General features: G+C 42.9%; 17 protein-coding genes and 1 pseudogene. 5 read left to right on the forward strand and 13 right to left on the reverse strand.

Translation table 11 applies throughout. The annotated features are described in order from the left end of the window. Positions 1-109: 109 nt before the first annotated feature. A complete protein-coding gene (locus tag NIT04_RS11590) occupies positions 110-1,816 on the reverse strand; it encodes a bifunctional diguanylate cyclase/phosphodiesterase (protein WP_252503760.1) in 1,707 nt (568 codons plus the stop codon). A 217-nt stretch (positions 1,817-2,033) separates the two neighbouring features. Between NIT04_RS11590 and NIT04_RS11595 the strand changes: the two genes are divergently transcribed. Then, positions 2,034-2,495 (forward strand): YkyB family protein, encoded by a 462-nt coding sequence (locus NIT04_RS11595; protein WP_252503761.1) that lies wholly within the window; start codon positions 2,034-2,036, stop codon positions 2,493-2,495. A 56-nt stretch (positions 2,496-2,551) separates the two neighbouring features. Here the strand turns inward: NIT04_RS11595 and NIT04_RS11600 are convergent, their stop codons facing one another. From NIT04_RS11600 to NIT04_RS11620, 5 genes are all read right to left on the reverse strand, one after another. Beyond that, positions 2,552-3,424 carry an NAD(P)-dependent oxidoreductase gene (locus tag NIT04_RS11600; RefSeq protein WP_252503762.1) on the reverse strand — a complete coding sequence of 291 codons (873 nt, stop codon included), beginning with the start codon at positions 3,422-3,424 and terminating at the stop codon, positions 2,552-2,554. Between the two features lie 149 nt (positions 3,425-3,573). Beyond that, entirely contained in the window at positions 3,574-4,818 is a 1,245-nt protein-coding gene (locus tag NIT04_RS11605; RefSeq protein WP_252503763.1) for a hypothetical protein, read from the reverse strand. Beyond that, a complete protein-coding gene (locus tag NIT04_RS11610; protein WP_252503764.1) occupies positions 4,761-5,969 on the reverse strand; it encodes a DUF58 domain-containing protein in 1,209 nt (402 codons plus the stop codon). Before NIT04_RS11610 ends, NIT04_RS11605 begins: the two co-directional genes overlap by 58 nt. Then, complete coding sequence (locus NIT04_RS11615) at positions 5,969-6,904, reverse strand: MoxR family ATPase (RefSeq protein WP_252503765.1); 936 nt, start codon at positions 6,902-6,904, stop codon at positions 5,969-5,971. The genes NIT04_RS11610 and NIT04_RS11615 overlap by 1 nt, the downstream gene beginning before the upstream one ends. A 16-nt stretch (positions 6,905-6,920) precedes the next feature. Next, positions 6,921-7,100 (reverse strand): aspartyl-phosphate phosphatase Spo0E family protein, encoded by a 180-nt coding sequence (locus NIT04_RS11620; protein WP_252503766.1) that lies wholly within the window; start codon positions 7,098-7,100, stop codon positions 6,921-6,923. A gap of 185 nt (positions 7,101-7,285) precedes the next feature. Here NIT04_RS11620 and NIT04_RS11625 point away from each other — a divergent pair, with 185 nt between their 5' ends. Beyond that, positions 7,286-7,474, forward strand: coding sequence for a DUF2187 family protein (locus NIT04_RS11625; RefSeq protein WP_060210187.1), 189 nt, complete (start codon positions 7,286-7,288; stop codon positions 7,472-7,474). 49 nt (positions 7,475-7,523) lie between these two features. Then, entirely contained in the window at positions 7,524-8,171 is a 648-nt protein-coding gene (locus NIT04_RS11630) for a hypothetical protein (protein WP_252503767.1), read from the forward strand. 52 nt (positions 8,172-8,223) lie between these two features. Here NIT04_RS11630 and NIT04_RS11635 read toward each other — a convergent pair whose 3' ends face one another. After that, complete coding sequence (locus tag NIT04_RS11635) at positions 8,224-8,664, reverse strand: MarR family winged helix-turn-helix transcriptional regulator (RefSeq protein WP_252503768.1); 441 nt, start codon at positions 8,662-8,664, stop codon at positions 8,224-8,226. Between the two features lie 84 nt (positions 8,665-8,748). Continuing rightward, positions 8,749-10,179 carry an ATP-binding protein gene (locus NIT04_RS11640; RefSeq protein WP_252503769.1) on the reverse strand — a complete coding sequence of 477 codons (1,431 nt, stop codon included), beginning with the start codon at positions 10,177-10,179 and terminating at the stop codon, positions 8,749-8,751. Between the two features lie 198 nt (positions 10,180-10,377). Here NIT04_RS11640 and NIT04_RS11645 point away from each other — a divergent pair, with 198 nt between their 5' ends. Further along, a complete protein-coding gene (locus NIT04_RS11645; RefSeq protein ID WP_252503770.1) occupies positions 10,378-12,132 on the forward strand; it encodes a B12-binding domain-containing radical SAM protein in 1,755 nt (584 codons plus the stop codon). A 96-nt stretch (positions 12,133-12,228) separates the two neighbouring features. Here NIT04_RS11645 and NIT04_RS11650 read toward each other — a convergent pair whose 3' ends face one another. Then, the gene (locus NIT04_RS11650; protein WP_252503771.1) at positions 12,229-12,375 is read right to left on the reverse strand and encodes a hypothetical protein; all 147 of its coding nucleotides are present in this window, start codon (positions 12,373-12,375) and stop codon (positions 12,229-12,231) included. 38 nt (positions 12,376-12,413) lie between these two features. On the opposite strand from NIT04_RS11650, the pseudogene NIT04_RS11655 reads away from it, so the two are divergent. Next, positions 12,414-12,744 (forward strand): annotated as a pseudogene (locus NIT04_RS11655) (transposase); the annotation flags it as partial. Between the two features lie 389 nt (positions 12,745-13,133). Here NIT04_RS11655 and NIT04_RS11660 read toward each other — a convergent pair. From NIT04_RS11660 to NIT04_RS11675, 4 genes are all read right to left on the reverse strand, one after another. After that, entirely contained in the window at positions 13,134-14,483 is a 1,350-nt protein-coding gene (locus tag NIT04_RS11660) for a TrkH family potassium uptake protein (RefSeq protein ID WP_252503772.1), read from the reverse strand. Positions 14,484-14,608: 125 nt separating this feature from the next. Continuing rightward, on the reverse strand, positions 14,609-15,361 hold the full coding sequence (locus tag NIT04_RS11665; RefSeq protein WP_252503773.1) for a TerC family protein: 753 nt from the start codon (positions 15,359-15,361) through the stop codon (positions 14,609-14,611). Between the two features lie 357 nt (positions 15,362-15,718). Continuing rightward, positions 15,719-16,810, reverse strand: a complete 1,092-nt coding sequence (locus NIT04_RS11670; RefSeq protein ID WP_252503774.1) for an SDR family oxidoreductase — start codon at positions 16,808-16,810, stop codon at positions 15,719-15,721. Between the two features lie 117 nt (positions 16,811-16,927). Beyond that, complete coding sequence (locus tag NIT04_RS11675) at positions 16,928-19,996, reverse strand: efflux RND transporter permease subunit (RefSeq protein WP_252503775.1); 3,069 nt, start codon at positions 19,994-19,996, stop codon at positions 16,928-16,930. Between the last annotated feature and the right edge of the window lie 123 nt (positions 19,997-20,119).

Here is a 20,119-nt window from a genome sequence, read left to right on the forward strand (position 1 = left end):
TCACTCATAATTGTATCATAACTTTCTGAACTAGACGACTACTGTAAAATAAAAAAACTTCCTTTTTCCGTGGCATATTCACCTCGTTGCAGGAAGTCTCATCGGTATATTATGTAAAATACTTTTCAACGATTTCCGAGGCGGGGATTGCTTTACTGAATAAAAAGCCTTGTGCCTTATGGCAATCCGCTTCTCTCAAAATCTTCGCCTGCAAGTCTTTCTCCACGCCTTCCGCGATGACTTGCATCCCGAGACTGTGGGCTAGGTTAATGATTGTCTTTGCAATCGCCTCATTCTTTTCATCAAGTTCAATATCTTTGATGAATGAGCGGTCGATTTTTATAATATCAATCGGATATTGCTTTAAGTAACTAAGTGAAGAATAGCCCGTACCAAAGTCATCGACTGAAATCGTCACTCCAATTTCCTTTAATTTCTGTAAGGTGGATAATGTGTCCTTCATATACATCAAAGCAGTTTCCGTGATCTCAACTTCAAAAGACGATGGATGGATTCCATGCTTTCTAATGATGTTTTTTGCTTTTTCGGCAAATGCGCCAGTCCGGAATTGTTTTGAAGAGATATTGACCGCTATACGGACAGGTCTGAACTGCTTATCTTGCCACTCCTTCAACTGCCTGCATACAATTTCCAGCACCCAATCGCCAATTGAATGGATTAAACCCGATTCCTCCGCCAACGGAATGAATTCGGCTGGAGAAACGAAACCGAACTTCCGGTTATTCCACCTTAACAATGCTTCGAAACTGTCAATTTCACCGGTTTGCAAATTCACTTGCGGCTGATAGTGGAGTTCTAACTCATTAAATTCAATTGCACGGCGCAAATGAGCTTCCATTAAAGCTGCATCGGTGAAGGACGTGTTCATTTCTTCACGGTAAAACCGGTAATGAGAGCGTCCTCGTTCCTTTACATAACGTACAGCTTGCTCAGCTTTTTGAAGCAGCTCTTCCAATGACGTTCCGTCGTCAGGGTAAACTGAAATACCGATTGAGGATGAAAGGAAATACTCCTGATGATTGAAATAGAACGGTTTTGTAAAATCACTTAATATCTGCTGTGTAAGCTTTTCTGTTTTTTCAATGGAGTGGTTTTGAAGCAAGATGATATATTCATCTCCGCCATTCCTATATAGCTTTCCCTCTTTTGGACAAACAATCTTAATGCGATCTGCCACCCTCTTCAGGATTTCATCTGCACCATTTCTTCCTATCGAATCATTGATCGTATTGAAACGATCCAAATCTAAATGTATTAATGAGAGTTTCTCATCACTTCGTATAGCATACTCTGCATCTGCATTAAAATGTTCCTTCATTGCTCTCCTGTTCCATAAGCCTGTCAGCTGGTCATGGTACGAAAGGAATAAAAGTCTTTCATTGTTCTTGTTATGATACGAAGTATCCCTTAAAATTAAGTGGATTTCCCGTATTTCTCCCCGGACCGAAACCGGGATCGTTATAACGTATGCGGATAAATATTGGCCCCGCTTATGAAAAAACAGTATCCCTTCCATTTCAATCGATTCCCCGGAAAATGAACGCGATAAAAAACTCTTGAAATCACCAACTTTGTCATCGCCGATCAAATCGATAATGGCACGACCTGACAATTCTTTCAATCGGTAGCCGAACGCTTTATGGACAGCGGTATTTGCATACGCAATACGGCCTTTTCGATTGACCGTGATAATTGGATCTAAGTTATGATCGATGACGGACATGTATTTTTGTTCGTATTCCAATCTTTTCTTCCGTTCCATCATCAATTCTTCTTGTAGTCTGTTATTGTCCATGAATGCCTCCATGCATGTTGCTGCTCTATGTACAATAATTTTGTTTATAGACGCCGAAACAGATTTTACTACGTTATTTTATAAGTATACCTTTAATTCCGACAAAAAAATAGCCGTTTGCAAATATTTCGGTTATCTAGAGTGAATCGCTTTGAAAATGTTTTGGGAACCAGTATGATAGTGTTAAGAAGAACATAACGAAACGAGGGGGAATCCATTGAAAAAAGAAGAAACGGTTCGTCAACTTGCCATCGCCATTTATACAGTGAATCGGCATGCGAAAACAGCTACGAATAACCGTGAACTTTATACATTAAAAAACAAAGCGATCCAACGGCTGCTTCAGTCGGGGGATGCAAAAAAAATCGGCTTACATTTTGTCGACAATCCTCAGCTTAGCCAGCAAAGCTCCACTGTGCTCGTAAAGTGCAGCGACTTCCTCTTTCATACCTTACCGGAAAAAGGCGACTTCACGTCCCTTCCTCATTTAGGCACTCAAGACCAAACTTTCCGCAATCCACAAGAAAGAATGAATTTGAAAACAGCCAAGGAGTTACTGATTGAGTTTGTCGGGGAGCAAAAGGTGCCGATAAAAACGAGGAAACCAACATTCATACCAAAACGTCCAAAAGTGTCCAACACACAATCATTCCGATCGTCATATTTAGATGGGAAATAACACACGGGCTGTTCCAGTCAATCAGTTGTACTGATTGACTGGACAGCCCGTTTGTTTTATCCGCGTCTATATTGCTCGTACAAAACTTGAGTCCCTTTTTCGCCATATCCTTCTTCGACGAGTTCATTGTACATTTCCTTCGCCATTTGGAGGCCTGGTAATGGCAATTTCATTAACTCGGCTTCTGCCAAGGCGATTTTCATATCCTTCAGGAAATGCTTAACGTAAAAACCGGGTTCGAAATCCCCTTTGATCATGCGTGGCGCCAAATTTGAAAGCGACCAAGACCCCGCAGCACCCGAGGAAATGGATTCGAGAACTGTTTCTAGATCAAGACCCGCCTCTTTTCCATAAGCCAAAGCTTCACACACGCCGATCATATTCGTTGCAATGGCAATCTGGTTGCACATTTTCGTATGTTGACCCGCCCCCGCTTCGCCTTGATAGACAATTTGCTTTCCGAACTCTTGAAGTAGAGGTAGAACTTCTCGGAATGTCTGTTCATTTCCTCCGCACATAATGGAAAGTGTCCCGTTTTTCGCTCCGACATCCCCGCCTGAAACCGGAGCATCGATTGAGGAAATTCCCCTCTCTTCCGCATCAGCAGCAATTTTTTTCGCCAGTGCCGGACTGGATGTCGTCATATCGACGAAAACCATCCCTTCACGTGCATTCGCAAAAATTCCATCTTCTGAATAATAGACCTCTTCTACATCAGTTGGATAACCAACCATTGTCAAAACGATATCCGCGCCGGCAGTTGCTAGTCCCGCCGTTTCAGCCCATTTTGCTCCGTGTTCAATTAGTGCTTCCGCTTTTTCCTTAGTACGGGTGAATACAGTCACTTCATAATCCGCTTTTAATAGATGCTTTACGATACTACTGCCCATTACACCTGTTCCGATAAATGCAATCTTTTTATTCCCCATCATAACCCCTCCATCTTTACTATCATTATCCATTATAAGCGTTTCAGACAAAAAAAAGGAGGACAGATCCTGTAATAGGGTCCGTCCTCAAAAGGGGGAAATGAGAATGTTGCTGTGTTCAATTATAATGTCCCCCGTTTGAAAACATCTTAAACCTCTTTTCCGAAAAAAGTTTTTTTAATGTGATCGAGTTCTTGGAGAAATTTAGAATGCTCCTCTTCAGAAGGTGTCCGTGATCCATAACGGACATCATTGTATATCGATAATATCCATTCATTCTGCTTCCATCCCATACGAGAAAACCATTCTCTTACTGTTTCACCATTCAAACGGCTGAAATTGTATTTTTGCGCTTCCTTCTCGAACTGTTCGAATGTTTTCCTTACTTCATCCCGTGCAGATGAATAGTCGTACAACAACTGACGATGTTCTTCTGGTTTTTCTCTCCTTCCTTTAAAAGAGAAAGAATAAGTCTCCAGTTGTTCCACTTCTCGTTTCTTCGCTTTTTTTCGTAGAAGTATAATGCTAATTACTATAAGGATTACTAAAGCCAAACCTAACGAAGTATACTCGAAAATGGAAGAGGTGGCACCGTGAGTATTCAACTCCCCATCCAATCTAAAATCGATGTATTCTTCTTCTATTTCCTCTAAATTTTCTTCTATGAATCGTTCAGAACCCGATTTAAAAAAGTCAAGGAGGGAATCCGTCGATTTCCCAAAAAGCGTTAGGATACCACCGAAGAGAAAGCCGAGCACACCTATAACGCCTCTCCTCACCGGATCGAGAGCAAATAGGACGACAAAAAACACAGCAGCCCCCAATCCGATAATGTAACCGAAAATCTTGCTCGCTTCCCTTACTTTGAAATTGCCTAATTGCCGGCTATTAACGGTAATCGAAACCATACGTATAAAGAAGTACAAGAACGATGTTAATAGAAAGAGTATCAATTGCTGCATCATAAGTTCTTTTGGGTGATTATGGGCAAAAATCAATCTCGCCATGAAAAAAAGCACTACGAAAACAAGTGTGTTGACCGTCAAAAATGGCCATCCTTGAATTCTGGACCCGTTGAAATTCGCTTGAATCCTCCACAAAATATACACGAAGAATATGAGCATATTCATTAGTGGCGCGTTGAAAAATAATAAAGATGATGTGAGCACTAATGCCAATCCAGCACCATAACCGAGGGAATAATCGCGATTGTAAAACAGGAAATAGGCGATGATTCCTCCCATAATCGAGATGAATATCCATACATACGGCATTGCGGATCCAATTTCCCCTAGAAAGAAAATGAATACATAGGATAGGAGAAACATTTCGACAATTAGACGTTCAGATAGGTTGAATCGGTTCCGGTCTTTCTCGTATTTTGATTGTCCCAAATCCTTTCATTCCTTTCATGGGATTTGTCCAAAATGACTTCATAACGTTTCACCCATTGTTTTGCGAGGGCTTTTATACGATCATTTTCATGAGTGATCAAAACTACTGTTTGAGAAAGCTGCCCCGTCCCTTCCATATGTTGAAGCATTTCTTCAAAAGGCAATTTCGCATGTTTGTCCGATATTTTCGCAAGCATGACCATCAATTTCTGAAATTGCACTTTTCCTGATCCGCTAGGCAAAATCAAATACGGTTTTGCTCCGAAACTACGTATATTAATAGCGACGGAATACGGAATATCATTCTTCATGCAGTAATCTGCATACGATACGAGACGCTCGACCTTTGTTTCAAAGTCCAAGAAACCTCTGTCTTTTTCAATTGTGTTCATCATCAGAACAACACTTTGCGAGCTGACTGGAAGGAATTCCTTCGTTTGCAATTTCTGCATCCTGGCACTTGCTTTCCAGTGGATCTGGTCAAAGCGATCTGTTGGTATATAATCCCGAGTACCAATTGGTTGAAAGGAATCCATGAATAAAGATTGTCTCTGTTCGATTTCCCCTGGTTTGTAAGGCGAAGATTTCAATTCCCTACCAAGCGGAGTTACCCTAGGATACACTAAGCTTTGATAATATATCGGCTCATTCAGTTCCATAGTGACAAATCCATCGCCAAAGAGATGAGGGATTTCTAACATGACCCTTGTTACTCTCGACATCCCCCTTTTTTTACCTTCAAGAGGAATTCGGATCTCCACTTTTTTATTCCCGCCTATAGCAAAAGGGACCGTCAAATCATAGATTCCACTATAATGCTTCTTATCATCCGTGCTTGGAGCAACAGCATCTTCAAGTGAGAGAGTCAATGTTCCATTCCATATAGGCACGGTTCCATTCTTGAACTCCATGACGAGCTCTTCCGTTTCGCCGATCAAAATCCGCTTCTGCTTTGCACGAAAAGCGACTGACAGACCATTCCCTACTTTTGAAAAGTAGATGTTTTGGAATGCGAGCATCGCAAATACTGCCGCAAAGCAAGCGGCAAGCCACACTTGCAAATAAATGAAGGCGAATAAGAAAAAAACTGCCGTAATGGTCATCCCTTGGTGAATCAATTTAAATCCGTGTTCATAACGTATCCACTTCATTAGACAGTCGCCTCAAGCGGTGCTGTGATGGAATTTGCTATTTCGTCAAGCACTTCTTCGATCGTTTTCGTCAATACCCCTTCCGTCGAAAGTTCCATCCGATGCAATGCGGCTGGAGGAAGAATATATTTGACGTCATCCGGAGTGACATAATCCCTGCCTTCAATATAAGCTTTCGTCCTCGCAGCCTGAAGAATTGCAAGAGCGGCACGGGAACTTAAGCCAAGTTCTAAGTAAGGATGCTCCCTCGTTGCCCGGACAATCTTCAATATATATTTTTCAACATCTTCATGCACCGTCACTTCAGCGGCCTCAGCAGCCCATTTACCGACCGTTTCAGCATCGATGATTTCTTCTGTCATGATTTTGCCAGGATTCTTGCCGTATTGACGCAAAATCTCGTGCTCCTCTTCCAACGACGGGTAATCGATGTTCAGCTTGAATAGAAACCGATCCAACTGCGCTGCCGGCAACGGGAACGTCCCTTGCTGCGATTCAATCGGGTTTTGTGTCGCAATGACCATGAAAGGTGTCGGCAATTCAACAGTTTCCCCATCAATTGTCACTTGCCTCTCTTCCATTGATTCCAACAAGCTTGATTGTGTTCGAGGAGTTGCCCTGTTTATTTCATCTGCCAATAAGATATTTGTTGAGACCGGACCAGCTTTCAGGATGAACTCCTGCGACTGCGGGTTATAATAACGAATGCCAGTCACATCCGAAGGCAACACATCCGGAGTAAATTGGACACGTTTGAAGTCCCCTTTAAAAGCATTCGCAAAGCTCTTGGCCATCATTGTCTTACCGGAGCCGGGCACACTTTCAAGCAATACATGTCCCTGCTGCAATAAAGCGATGAGCATCAAATCGAATTCTTTCTCTCTTCCAATGACAGCTTTGTTCAATTCTTCTCGAAAGTCTTTAATTGTTACCAATGTAACCCCACCCTTTCTAGTTCTCTGTCCATTCCAACTGTCCAGGCATTCCTTCACGAGAATTGTATTCATTGATCAAGCGATCGAGCACTTGGCTTATCTTTAATGTTTCCATTGACGAGTAGCCCTTTTGACCAGCAATTATGATCAATTCCATGCGCGTCGACTCGATTTCAGCTTCCAATTTCCGCTTCATGCGCAATACCTCCCGTGTATAGATATACCTAAAAGACTATTATACAGCATTCTATACAAAAATAGAAATTCAATTTACGACATTTTCCGACAAATGAAAACGCTTTTATTTAGTATGAAACACTTTACGTATTACGCTTTTTCAGGCAAACTATAAAAGATAATCTGTTTAAGGAGTGTTTTAAGATGAAGATTGCAGAGGTTGGCAATATTATAGAGTTTAAAGATGGTTTGCAAGGAATCGTAGAGAAAGTGAATGAGAACTCCGTCATCGTTGATTTAACTTATATGGAAAACTTCGATGAATTGGAACTCGAGGAAAAGACAGTCGTCAATCATAAACGGTATACGATCATCCACGGAAGCGATGAATGAAACATTTTTCACCTTCGTTCGTCCAATTATTGAATAGGAGGGATTTTCAATGAAATTCAATTGGAAAATAGTGTGCACAGGATTTGCAGCTGCGATTCTCCTTACAGCTTGTGGAACTGATAATGCGGAACAAAAAGAAGGGGCAAACCCCGATAACGCAGAACAAGTTGTCGACGAGACAAATGGCAGCTCCACGGACGGTACGTCAGCAGATTCCGAGTCGAAGTCTGGTTCAAGTAGCGAAGGCGTCGAAGAGTCTCCAGATAAGATGGCTGATGCTGTATTGACGGAAAGTGATGAGCAATCATATGCAATCGAAGTATTGCCAGGTTATACGTTGACAAGTGAAGAGCCTGGACGGGACAGCTTGTATGCTGAGGAGAATTCAAACGCTTTTATGCGGATTGAAACTCAACCTGCTGAAGATGGATCGTATGATTATTTATTGGAAAATATGCAAGAAGTGTTGAAAGCTGCTAGCAATGGCGGAGAGCCTGAGGAATTGACAGATGTCTATTCAGACGTGGCTGATAAAGGAATCGAAAACGTTAAAGCGTTCAAGGTGGATACAGAAACAGGCCCAGTTACGGGAGTCGTTTTTGAAAAAGATGGTATGGTCGTAAGACTTACTGTGTTTGACACACCGGACGAAAAATACAAAGATGACTTCTTGAATATGGGACAGACGATACAATAAACGTATAAAAGCCGAACAGGTTGATCCTGTTCGGCGTTTTTATGGAATGAAATTATGACAGATTCTTTATGGATAACCCTAATTTCCTCAACAGCTCGATTGCCGTTTCCTGTTCTGATTCCGAAAGGACGGACATCAATTCATTGATCTTTTCTTCATGGGACGGAAAAATTTCTTCGATCAATTCCTTGCCTGCATCAGTGATGGACATATACGTAACCCTTTTATCTTCCTTGCAAAACACGCGTTCAAGAAGACCTTTTTTTTCGAGCTTATCGACTACATATGTCATTGAGCCACTGCTCAGCAATATTTTTTGACCGATTTTTTGAATCGGCTGCCTACCTTTATGGTATAAAAGTTCGAGGACAGCAAATTCTGTAGGATTCAGCTTATAGGACTCAATCAGTTTATTCGCCTCTTCCAGGACAACTTTGCTTGCCCTTGAAAGGACGATGAATAATTTCAAAGCACGCTCTGTATCATTTACCATTGTTCGGATCCACCTTTTATTTTCCTGTCAACGACTCGACACTATTATATATATAAATGGACGAATGTGTCAAAACGAATCGTTTCAAGAGACGATGGACTGTTTGCTTGGCAAAGAATTGTTCACACCTTCCTTCGCCCTAGGAAAGGATAATGTGAATTTCGTACCGATGCCGATTTGACTTTCCACACCAATTGCACCGCCGTGATCTTCAACCGTTTTGAGGACGAATGGCAGACCCAAACCTGTACCGCCGGGCTTTGAGCTGAAGAAAGGCATGAACACCTGGCTCACTTGATGGCGTGTCATTCCTTTTCCCGTATCCGATATGGAAAGGATCAATTTCCCATCAGACTCGGCAAGATGAATGGAAAGCGTCCCCCCGATTTGCATCGACTCCAATGCATTTTTAAATAAATTTAAAAGCACTTGCTTTATCTTATCAGGATCGCCAAACATGAGAGGATTACTGCTTAGTTCCACTTGCTGAACAACTTCAATACCATCCATGACAGCTTTCGGGGATAGGATTGAAACCATATCTCCTACTAATACTTCGAGGGAGAAGACGGATTTCTTCTTTCCTGAGGGTTTCGATAGGACAAGCATCTCCCCAAGGATGGACTCCATTCTCTCGATTTCATCCTCAATTACAGAAATATAACGGATCGAGTCCTCTGTAGCCGATACTTTCAACAGCTGTGTAAATCCTTTTAATGTTGTGATGGGATTTCTTATTTCATGGGCTATGCTTGCTGCAATCTGACCAACTGCAGATAATGAACCCGAATGGGCCAACTGAACTTGGAGATTCTCTTTCTCTGTTGAATCGGACATTTGGACGAAAAACATATTTGTTTCTTTATCATAGGAAGTTGTAATATGATAGTATCTTGTATCCTCCAATGATCTTTGATACGTTTTAATGGATTCAACAAACCCATGACCTTTTACCTTTTCAAGGATATCCTGAACAGGTTCGTCATGGTTCGGATCAACTATAGATAGTACTTTGCTTATGCAATGACCAACCAATTCTTTTTTCGGTTGATTGATAAAAATAGTATGCATTTCGTTCACATCGCGAATTTTTCCATTATGATCGACCAACAGCAAGAAATTGGACGATTGCCTGAACGCGTTAAAATATGTTTTTAAAAAAGGTATATCGCAAGGATTCTGCATGTCAAACTTGGCAATGATCTTCTTGCTATCAGGAATATAGAATAATTGCATATGACCTTGGCATTTTTCGTTGAAACATAAATTAATCGACATTTTTTCCATTAACATTTGTTCCGATTTCCCCGCTCGCTCAGAAAACGCTGTCCAATCATGCATGGAAGTCGAATCGATGATTTCATTGATATTTTTCTTGTTTTTTATGTCGAATTGCATCTTAAACGGCTCATTTTCATAATAAATGTCTCCATTTAAATGCAAAATCAAACTTGGTCGAAAACTATCATCCACTAGAAATGACAAGTTTTTTCTCATATTATCGAAATCACTCAATTTGATACCTCCTGTGCCTATTACCAAACAGTATGTGAAACGACAAGATTTCATGCGAATGAATCGGAAATAATCGGAAATTAATTTAAGTAAAGAACCTTCAATTCTGATTATTTCATATTGTCAGTCGTAATAAAATAGTTCAAAAAGACTAAAAATCATAACTAATAATGAGTATTATACCAAAGGAGTAGGAAAATGAACATAGTCCTTACAACATTAAATGCAAAATATATTCACACGAATCTCGCAATACGATATTTAAAATCGTATGCAATGCCCGAATACGAACCTATCTTGGCTGAGTATACAATCAAAGATCCGACTTTAAATATTGTATCAGACATTTATCAAAAAAAGCCAAATATTGTCGGATTCAGTTTGTACATATGGAATATTGAAGAGTCGATCAAAGTCATCAGGATATTAAAGAAAACGAATCCTGAGATGGTCATTGTAGCTGGAGGACCCGAAGTGACCTACGACTTTGACAAGTGGTTGGAAAAAGTGCCTGAAATCGATTTCATCGTACTTGGCGAAGGGGAAAGGACCTTTAAACAATTACTTGATTACCATTCGGGAAAAATTGGCCTTCATGAAGTGCAAGGAATCGCCTATATGGAAGATGGCAAGATGAAATCCACTGCCCCCGGTCCAAAACTCGACTTGCGTGAGCTGCCCTCCCCTTTCCGATTTCCTGAAGATGTCCCCCACCTGTCCAATCGGGTGACATACATCGAGACGAGTAGAGGCTGTCCGTTCTCTTGCCAATTCTGTCTGTCCTCGATCGAAGTCGGTGTCCGTTATTTTAATCGGGATGCGGTTAAAGATGACATTCGTTACTTGATGAAGAATGGGGCAAAGACAATCAAGTTCGTTGACCGCACCTTCAATATTAGCAGGAGCTATGCGATGGAGATGTTCCAATTCCTAATCGATGAACATCTTCCTGGAACAGTGTTCCAATTTGAAATTACGGGAGACATCATGCGTCCGGAAGTAATCGACTTTTTAAACGAAAACGCTCCCGCCGGCATCTTCCGTTTTGAAATCGGTGTCCAATCGACGAATGACCTGACGAATGAGCTTGTGCAACGGAGACAGAATTTCGAAAAGCTGTCCAGAACTGTCACTATGGTGAAAGAAGGCGGGAAGATTGCGCAGCATCTTGATTTGATCGCCGGACTGCCGGAAGAGGATTATGATTCATTTAGAGATACATTCAACGATGTTTTTGCCATGCGTCCTGAAGAGCTGCAGTTAGGCTTCCTCAAGCTATTAAGAGGGACTGGATTGCGAATCCAGGCAGAACAATTCGGGTACACATATATCGATGAGGCCCCATACGAAATACTATCCAATAACGTCCTGACATTCGATGACATTTTACGGATCAAGCAGACCGAAGACGTACTCGAAAAGTATTGGAATGACAACCGTATGCCTCGGACGGTTGAGTATCTCGTATCGGAAGTGTTTGAAACGCCTTTCGACTTTTTCCAGCAATTCGGCACGTTTTGGGAAACGAAGGGTTGGTCCAGAATCGGCCACCAACTTCAAGATTTATATACAAGGCTGGAAGAGTTCCTCCTCGAATATGGGAAAGCGGATATGAACATTGTCAGAAGCCTCATGAAAATCGATTATTTGGCCCATCACACGTTCCAGCCTCGTCATATTTGGTGGACTGACGACTTGGAGCCGGAAGCATTGGCAGCTATCGAGCGGTCGATCTTGGATGACAAAGACCTGCTAGACAAAATGGCGACGCCGACACGCCTTACTGAAAGAAACATCCGAAAGCATACATTCATCACCCCTGTCGCTGTCCGGCCAAAGGCAGCATCTGTACAGGATTTCGCTAAGGAAGACGGCTATCTCGTCACCTTCTTCTGCAAAGGGCAAAATCCGCAATTTCATTTTTTAAGAGACCAAATTAAGATTGTTAATTAATTAATAAAAAGCATCTTTCCTCTCTTTGAAGGGAAGATGCCTCAGACTGTAGACAAACACCCTGAATTTTCGGGTTTGCCTACAGTCTTTTTTCTTTTAAAATAGACATAAAGCTAAAAGTGTTGATTTCCGCTTCGAGCGGACGCTTTCCGCGGACACGGCTTCAGCCGCTTCCCTCGCTACGCTCAGTCCAGGGTCTTCAGCTCGTGCTGTTCCCGCAGGAGTCGCCGCTCTCCGCTTCAATCAACGATGTTTCCTATTAAATGAATGAGGTGATGGATATGTTGACGAATAATCAAATTAATGAACGCGAAAAGCCGGAAATGCTGACAATAGAAGAGTTAGTTCCTCAATACTCTGGTGCGCAAACTGGATGTAGCCATTGATTTTTCCTTTATCTATCCATTAGTTGAAGATCTTTACTCATCCATTGGGAGACCCAGCATAGATTCTGTGGTACTGATCAAGATGACATTCATTCAGTATACATTCGGCATCCGCTCCATGCGTCAGACAATCAAGGAAATTGAAACGAACGTGGCATATCGCTGGTTCCTAGGCTTTGGCTTTCATACAGAGGTTCCTCACTTCTCCACGTTCGGGAAGAACTACCCCTCCGGGGACATAAAAAAATATCCATGCAGGCGATGCTAACTTTTTCTGCCATAAATTTGAAGAAGCTGGCCAGTTGGACGTGGAGAGCGCCGGCTATGGAGGCTGAAATGATACCCCTGTCTTAAAGGATTTCCAGTTGATTGGAGTGCAGGGCGGCGACTCCTGGGGGATTAGCGTAGCGTGAAGACCCCGCAGGAGCGAAGCGACGAGGAGGCTGAGGGCAAGCCCCCCGGAAAGCGTCCGCCCGGAACGGAAATCAACGTTATTTCAGTCTACTGACAGTTAAAATGTAGATGTATAAGCAAAAGGGTTGGAAATCTATGATTTCCAACCCCTTTATCTACAGTCTGAAGCATCTTTCCTCTCATTGAAGGAAAGATGCTTTTTCATCCGATAATGACACGTTCTTTAGGATAGGAAAAAGGCTTTTTGTTCGTCTTCCCGCCTAATGTATACAGGAACGAAATAAGTCCGACCCGTCCAATAAACATAAGTACCATAATGATTAATTTACCGATAACAGACAAGTCGGATGTAATCCCGAGCGACATGCCGCAAGTACCGAATGCAGAAGTAATTTCAAATAATAGTGCGACGACCGGCACGTCCTTTTCAGTAAGGAGCAAAATAAGCAAAGCTGTCATAACCATAACCGCCGCAAGCAAAATGACTGCATAAGAGCGGTAGACGTCTATAAGCTTAATTTCACGTCGGAATATGTTGATGACATTATTGCCCTGGGCAAAGTTGAATAGGAACAGCAACGCGATGGCGAATGTTGTCGTCCGAATCCCCCCACCTACCGAACTCGGGGAAGCCCCGATGAACATCAAGGAAGAAATGAAAATGTCAGTCGCCTCACTGAACTGCGTAATATCATACGTCGTCAATCCGGCGGACCGTGAAGAGACAGAGTGAAACAATGATGCAAAGATTTTTTCATGCCATGCGAGCCCTTTGAAAGAGTGGAATGACTCCAGGATGAATATGAGCAAAGCCCCCCATAAAAGAAGTAGACCGAAAGTGACCGTCGTAATTTTCGTGAAGAGAGAAAACCTGAAATTGGGCACTTTCTTCGAGAAAAAGCTCTTCACTTCGATGAGGACCGGAAAACCGATGGCGCCAAGGACAATTAAAATCATCGTGACAGTTTGCACGAAGTAGTCATTGAAATAAGGGTGCAACGAGGATCCGGTAATATCGAAACCGGCATTCGTCGTTGCGGATACCGACATGAACATCCCATTCAACAATGCTTCACGGAACGAGTCGTAATACTTCATGATATACAATGTCAGTATAATTCCACCAGTGATTTCAATCAAAAAGATAATCCGAACAATTTGTTTAATGAGCTCGACAACTCCGGCTAGCGAATATTGGTTATGGTCCACCATAATAAGCTGACGTTCACGAAGTCCGATTCGCTTCTTGACCAATAGCCAGAAAAAGGTCCCGATCGACATGATACCGATGCCGCCTAATTGAAGGACGAGCATGAGCATGCATAACCCGAAGACCGAATAGGTGTCCCCTATGCTAATAGGAGTCAGTCCAGTCACACTCACCGCACTTACAGCTGTGAACAGACTATCTATGAAGCTGACGTCGACGCCCGGCAAATAAACACCCGGCAAATTCAACAATAAGAAGGAAAATCCGATAGCCAAGAAATAATAAAACACAATAACTTGTGCAGGTGTAAACCGATGGAGATTTTCCCTTGTGAATTTCATAAGATCAGACCTTTCTAAAAAGAGGGAATCATCTTCCCATTTTAGTGAACTTCTCTGAAAAAGGAAAGAAAACTACAATGAAAAAACTTTGACCGGTACATTTATCATGTACCGGTCAATGTGCATCACGCTTTTTTTCGATTTTTCGCCATGGCTGTCAAGTAACCGCCTACAGCAATTGCCAAAAGGACTACCCAGAAGATTGACTTCCAAATTGTCGAATGTGGAAACGCCTCATCGATAATCTGAAGTTTAGGATGCGACAATGTCAACACGACCAATTTAACCCCTACCCAGCCGACAATGAGAAATGCCGCTGTTTCTAGGGATGGGTATTTCTCAAGAAGCACAACGAACTGTCTTGCAGCAAAGCGGATAATGACGAGACCGATGATTCCGCCGAGCAACATGACGACGAATTGTCCTCCGTTGATGCCACCGATATGAAAGTCACCAAGCTCCGGCAATGTCACTGCTAAAGCGACTGCAGCAAGCATCGAATCGAGGGCGAATGCGATATCTGCAAGCTCCACCTTAAACACCGTCATCCAGAAGCCGGATTGCTTTCGCTGTTTTTTCACATCATCATGATCATCTTTCCCTCTATCTAATAAGGCTTTGATCGATATGAATAATAGATACGCCGCCCCTAACGCTTGTATTTGCCAAATATTCACTAAAAACGTAATCATGAACAACGCAGCGAAACGGAAGACAAATGCCCCGAGCAGCCCATAGAATAATGCTTTTTTCTGTTGCGGCTTCGGAAGGTGTTTCACCATAACAGCCATGACAACAGCATTATCCGCAGCTAACAATCCTTCGAGTGCAATCAATACAACTAGTACCCATGCGTATTCCAATAATATTGCTTCCAACTTATTTCCTCCTTATTTCTCCAAATAAAAAAACCCTCACCTAATAAAAGGCAAAGGTCTCGCTAAGTCAGAAATTTATCCCGCATTAACTGTCTGTAAAATACCCGCTATCGGGTATCATCAGACAGTAAATGCCCGATCGGTTCAACTAACAATCAGTGGTAAAAGCCTCCACTGATTGAAGTTTCACTTTATGTAGTCAAAATCCTGCTATCATAACCGATGGCGCTTGCCATGTATTGACGACTATGAAATAGGTTGCCCTATAGCTACTCCCCTTTGACAACTGTCAAAAGAATTATTGAGTTGTTGAGTGATTCTGTAGTGATTATACCATCAAATATTTCCGGACACAATTTATTCACCTATTTTGATGTGAAAATTGATGTTACGCTTATGTTTCTCATAGTATTTCGCCATGGACGGGATTGTTTTTATGAAATCCGGGCAGACGATTAAGCTGCCTCCGAGAAGCTTTTCGGCTACCGATGTATCAAAATGGGAATTCCAATGTAAATAATCCAATGTCTCGATTTCAACCCCCAGCTTCCGCTGAACAAGAGTAGGTGTAAGCGCCAATTCAACAATCTTCTGAGGTACTCTTCCTTTTGGCTTCCTACCGGTTAACGCAATTGTCATTGCCCTGAAAACTTCTTCAACAGGGTGTGGCGAAGGATCTGTCAAATGGACTGTCATGCCAACCGCTTCTTCTTTACTGGAGAGGTAGATTGAAGCTTTGAGAATATAATCGACCGGGACGACATTGATGCGGGATTGCGTCTTTCCAACGTACGGAATGAAAGGCAACCATCGTAAACGGTCTATCATATTCATGAAAAAATAAGGTCCATCAAACTTTATCGTTTCCCCCGTCACGGAATGTCCACGGACAATTCCCGGTCGGATAACCGTGGTCGGCTTTTTGCTTTTAAGATCTTCAACAAGGAGCTCCGCCTCAAATTTCGTCTCCTCATAATGGTTTTTAAAAGCTTCCGGGCGAATAAGTTCCGTTTCCAATAAAAGACCTTCTCTCAAACCAGCGACATACGCTGTGCTGAAATACATGTATCGGTCTATCAACGGATGTCCCTCAACAAACTCATTCACTCGACGTGTTCCTTCAACGTTCACCTTCCAAGCAATGTCGGGTTTTACAGCGAGGTCGTAAATAGCGGCCAAATGCCATATGGTCAGCCTAAACCTACGTATTTCTGAAAGACTTTCCTTCGACAACGCAAGATCTGGCTCTGTAATATCGCCGATAATAATTTCTACAGGAACCTCTTCGCCAACCTCTTTCATAATGTCACGAATCTTTTGCTGCGCATTTTCAGCTTCATGCTGCAAGACTAGCACATAAATCTTTTCAGCCTCGTCCTGACGGATTAACTCTTTAATGAGCTCAGTTGCAATGAACCCTGGAAATCCTGTAAAAAAATGAGTTCGCATAGTTTCTCCTCTTTTTCATCCATTATAGCACTATAATAAACAGATTCATATAATCATTCATACTATTTGAAATTAAAGAGAACCCAGAGACATTTTGCATCTCCGGGCATGAAGCTTTTATTTATTTATTTCAACGGCTCGTCTTCTCGTTTGCCGGTCGAACAAGCTATAGATGATTGGAACGATATACAGCGTCAGGAAGGTGGAACTGATCAATCCTCCGATAACAGCAATCCCCATCGGCTGGTTCATTTCCGTCCCTTCACCGATGCCGAGCGCCAATGGCAACAATCCTAGAATCGTCGTCAAGGCTGTCATCAAAATTGGCCGGACACGATCCCGCACTGATGCGATAATAGCGTCATACGAAGACATGCCCGCCTCTTTCCGCTGATTTATATAATCGACGAGGACGATTCCGTTATTGACGACGATACCGACGAGCACGAGAATGCCGATGACCGCAGTCACGCTGATCGGCGTGTTCGTCACAAATAAGCCGATTGCCACCCCGATTACCATTAGCGGCACGGAGAACATGATGACGAACGGATACTTGAATGACTCGAACTGCGCCGCCATGACGATGTAGACGAGGACAACTGCAAGGACGATCGCCATGAGCATGTCATTGATGGCACTCTCGAACAGTTCCCGATCGCCGCCATAGGACATTTCCGTCTCATCAGGCAGATCGATGCGCTCCACGATTTCATTCACTTTGGTAGTCATGTCGCCTAGTGATCTAGACGATTCATATTTTACATTGAAGGTGACCGAGTGGGCTTGGTCGACACGCTGGATGGAAACAGGCCCTTCCTCAATGGAAATCTTTGCGACGTCACGTAGTGCAATGAATGCACCAGACGGCGCTCTCAATTTGAGCTGCTTCAGTTTCTCAATGCTGTTCCGGTACCTTTCATCGTATTGTACGACGATTGAGACAACATTCTCCTTCTTATCAACGAATTGCGAAGCAAATTGACCGCGTGTTATTGAATTCACAGTTTGCGCGATTTGATAAGGCGCGAGTCCAAGGTCGGATGCCTTCTCTCGATTTACATCAATATGGATCTCTTCGACCGTATCTTGAAGATTATTCGAAATTTCAAGTACCGAATCCAATTTCCGCAGTTCTGCATCGAGTTTAGCTACCGATTCGTTCAGTCTTGCCTCGTTCGTATCTTTCAATGTAAAAGATAATGTATTCGGACTGGATCCCGCTGCAGTCTGCATGTCAAAGCTGACGCTTGCATCTTCTCCTACTAGACTCAGCACATCGGGTTGTACGTCATCAACAAACTCGAATACTGAACGATTCCTTTCGGCAAGAGGTGCGAGCTTGACGTACATTTCGGCACGATCTGATTCCGATCCGCCTTGCGCCATACTTTGCTGCGTCCCTCCGATAAGACTGACATAAACATCGATATCTTTTTCCTCTTTCAACCTGCTCTCTATCTTTTTCACGACGTCATTTGTGGAAGATAGCGATGACCCATTCGGCATCTTAATAGAGATGCTGAAGAAGCCCTCATCCGTCGGGGGAAGAAATTCAGTGCCAACCTTGAATAAACCGAAACCGCTCCCGGCAAGAAGGACGACCGTCAAAAGCAGTATGACAGCACGGTGCCTGAGCGACCATTTAACAGATCGTTCAAATCTGTTCAACGTCTTTGAACGGCGTCTTCTCGCTTCGATATTTTTTCGTGGCCGCGTAAGCATCCGGCTTGCCATCATCGGCACTACTGTCAATGCAACGACGAGGGACGCAAAAAGACTGAACGAAATCGTCAATGCGAATTCCGTGAAAATCTGCCCAATCAAACCACTTATGAAAATGACGGGGACAAACACAGCAAGTGTTGTCAATGTCGAAGCGGTAATAGCGCCGCTAATCTCTTTAGCACCATCCCTTGCCGCTTCTACCCTATCTTTCCCCATCGCTATATGCCGTTCGATGTTTTCAATAACAACAATCGCGTTATCGACCAACATCCCGATTCCTAGCGCCAACGCGCCAAGCGTCATGATGTTGAGCGAAAAATCGGCAAAAAACATAAGCACAAACGTGACGATGACCGAATAGGGAATGGCGATGCCGATAATGATTGGGCTTTTAATTCCCCTTAGGAATAAGAATAGAACGATCATCGCAAATAATCCGCCAAGCAACAATGATTGTCCTATATTTCCAACGGCGAGCTTCACATAGTCACCTTGGTCGAACAGAATATCCGCTTCGACACCTTTATATTCCTCTTGTGCAAGTAACTTATCCAACGCATCCTTGAATGCTGTTGAAACCGTTGCTGTATTTGCACCAGATTCCTGCAGCACCGACATGAGGACAGCCTGCTGATCATTTGCCCTCGTTTCAGAACTCGATTTTGCTTCAAGCATCGCAACGTCTGCAACATCTGCAATTCTCACTTTGCCGTCAGTCAGCGGATTGACACCGACGGCGACATTCCTGATGTCAGTTATTGTCGTCAGTGCACTAATGATCCTCGTTGTCAGTTGCTTTCCGTCGTTTGTTTCAATCGGTTCACCAGGCATCGATACATTGTTCGCTTGGATCGCCTGAACAATATCCGACTGAACTAGCCCAAAATTCTCAAGCTTTTTCTGATCAAGGATGACTTGAACTTCTTCTACCAGTTTACCTGTAACTGTGACGCTCGCGACTCCCTTCGTCCGCCTTAGCTCAGTTTCGAGCCTTTCGGCAATATCTCGTATATCCGCTTCTTCCGAGCTCGTCCGAAGCGATAACTGAATGACCGGGAATTGGGCAGGGTCGAACTTCATGAATCTAGGAGCATTCGCGCCTTCAGGAACCGGCACTTGGTCGATGCGTTGCATGATGTCCAGTTGTACATCATCGATTTTAGTGGACCAGTCAAACATGAGAAGAATGAAGTTTGCGCCTTCCTGTGAAGACGATTGCATTGATTTTAAGCCAGGCGCGGTAGATAAACTTGCCTCCAGCGGCTTCGTCAGTTTCTCACTCACTTCGGTGGAGGAAGCTCCTGGATAGTTAGTAACGACGACAGCTACCGGCGGATTCAACTCAGGAATGAGTGTCACCGGAATTTTGAAGAAGGAAACTGCCCCTAGGATGATGACTAAGAACATTGTCACAATCGTAAAGACAGGTCGTCTTATGGAAAAATTGCTGATTTTCATTTGCACATCCCTTTCGTGAAACAAACGCTTACTTCTATCATATTGAAAGTCGCATTTAACATCAATCGCGAGCTATATAAAAAACCGGAGTGACTTGATATGTTAAGTCTTCCGGTGAGGTAA

The sequence above is a fragment of the Sporosarcina sp. Marseille-Q4943 genome (assembly GCF_943736995.1).
Classification (GTDB): domain Bacteria; phylum Bacillota; class Bacilli; order Bacillales_A; family Planococcaceae; genus Sporosarcina.